Annotated in this window: 3 protein-coding genes; 1 reads left to right on the plus strand and 2 read right to left on the minus strand. The window is 57.8% G+C overall.

What is annotated here, in order from left to right:
- Nucleotides 1–262: 262 nt before the first annotated feature.
- Entirely contained in the window at nucleotides 263–745 is a 483-nt protein-coding gene (greA, locus tag ABX749_RS31205) for a transcription elongation factor GreA (RefSeq protein WP_095740583.1), read from the minus strand.
- Between the two features lie 112 nt (nucleotides 746–857).
- Nucleotides 858–1,055, minus strand: coding sequence for a DNA gyrase inhibitor YacG (yacG, locus tag ABX749_RS31210; protein WP_145208870.1), 198 nt, complete (start codon nucleotides 1,053–1,055; stop codon nucleotides 858–860).
- A gap of 452 nt (nucleotides 1,056–1,507) precedes the next feature.
- On the opposite strand from yacG, the gene ABX749_RS31215 reads away from it, so the two are divergent.
- Nucleotides 1,508–1,948 (plus strand): ClpP family protease (locus ABX749_RS31215; protein WP_372899473.1); only part of this gene is annotated, 441 nt, incomplete at its 3' end.

Genomic DNA, 1,948 nt, shown 5'->3' on the forward strand with positions numbered 1-1,948 from the left:
CCGTTGGGCGCCGAGAAACCCGCCTGGGACGTTTTCTCAGCCATCGGAACCGAACGCGAGGCGGAGATGATCCGCCGTTACCAGTCGGAGTGGGAAGGGGACGTGGGGGAGTGAGAGTTGGTGTGCAGGCTTTAGCCGCCCCGTCTTGCTGCTTCGCAGCGCGTGGGGATGCGCCTAAAGGCTGGACACCAACGGTTGCTGGTGTGCAGGCTTTAGCCGCCCGGTTTCGCTGCGGAGCAGCGAAACCGACAGCGAACAGACGTTAGACGTCGGGGAACTCGATTTTGATGACTTTCAGCGTCATCATGCCGGCGGGGACTTCGATCTTGGCAATTTCGCCGACCTTTTTCCCGATCAGACCTTTGCCGATCGGGCTGGTGACCAGGATCTTGCCGGACTTGTAATCGTCTTCTCCGGCGCCGACGAACGTGAATTCCTCTTCCATGCCGTCGTCCTGGTCTTCGACCGTGACGGTGCATCCGAAGACGACTTCGTCGCGGGGCAGTTCCGACATGTCGACGATCGTGGCACGGGCGAGTTTGTCTTTGAGCAGGTTGATCCGCGCTTGGACCTTGCCTTGATTCTCACGCTGGGCGTGGTATTCCGCGTTTTCCTTCAAGTCGCCTTCTTCGCGCGCCAGGGCGATCTTGTCGGCGATCTCGGGCATCACTTCGCGATCAAGATGCTCGATTTCGGCTTTGATCTTGTTGTATCCCTCTCGGGTCATCGGCACCGATTCAACCATCACACTCTCCACGGGTCACTGAAAAAAAGAAACCTTCCCCACCCAGACGGCGGGAAAGGCTTCGTTGCTTGTTTGGGTAGTTTTGCCGCTTTCTTCGTTAATGTAAAGGTCTTTAACGCGTCAGGTCCGGGTCGATCGTCTTGGGCGATTCGTCGGATTCGAATGGCAGGCCGATGTCCTCGTCCAGCCAGCGGCCCAAATCGATCAGCCGACAGCGCTCGCAGCAGAACGGCGGGGCATTGGTTTCGTCCATCCGAAAGCGTTTTCCGCAGGTCGGACACTTCGATTTGTCACGGGGTTCGTTGGGCATGGGACGGATTTGAGGGGGAATGCAGGAGGTGACACCGCAGGAGGGGGCTCGGTGCGTCACGTCTGAACGAGTGTTCGGAACAAGCTTGGTCCAGAATTCTAATGGAGTCGAAGTGCTCTGGCGCGTCGTCGACAGCTTCGGTCACATGCCAGCTTGGCAGGAGGAAATTCGCCGCGACATGCTATTGATGCCAGTGTGACGGCAAAATGTCAAGATAGTGAATCTTGCGACGCCCGCTGCGGTTTGGTATCCGATTTGCAACCGGCTGGCGTAACCGGTCCGATGCGACCGGTGTCGGCCTGAACGTGCAGACTGGCCTTGCGGTCGGAGGCACTGGTCTTGTCAGATTCTCCCCAGATGCGAACACTAAGCGGTCATTGAAAGGCCGACGCATCGATTGTTCGGTCTGATCCCGCTGCGATTTCGTTGCTTTTAACTCCCAAAGACACTTTATGGATTCACCGTTAACGCACCCGCTTGCCGCGAGCCAGCTCTCCGGTAACCCGATTTCCGGTAGCCACGCCTACCAGAGTTACCAACGCCAGCGTCAACTGACGCTCGGGGATTTGCTGCTTGAAAATCGCATTGTCTTTTTGCAGGGCGAAATCCACTACGGCAACGCCAACGAGTTGGTGATGAAGTTGCTGTACTTGCAGAGCGAAAATCGCCGCAAAGACATTCATTTCTACATCAATTCTCCCGGCGGAAGCGTCACCGCGACGTTGGCGATTTACGACACGATGCAGATTCTCTCGTGCCCGGTCGCGACGTACTGCGTCGGTGAAGCCTGCAGCGGGGCGGCCGTCTTGTTGGTCGGCGGCAGCAAAGGCAAACGGTATTGTCTGCCCAACAGCCGCGTGATGATGCACCAGCCGATGGGCGGCGTCGGCGGA

This window comes from Stieleria sp. (genome assembly GCF_041595215.1).
In the GTDB taxonomy this organism is placed as follows: Bacteria; Planctomycetota; Planctomycetia; order Pirellulales; family Pirellulaceae; genus Stieleria; species Stieleria magnilauensis.

What these genes read in the sequence shown, in the direction of transcription:
- greA (WP_095740583.1), bottom strand. Translation starts at nt 745, where the DNA reads ATGGTTGAATCGGTGCCGATGACCCGAGAGGGATACAACAAGATCAAA.
- yacG (WP_145208870.1), bottom strand. Translation starts at nt 1,055, where the DNA reads ATGCCCAACGAACCCCGTGACAAATCGAAGTGTCCGACCTGCGGAAAA.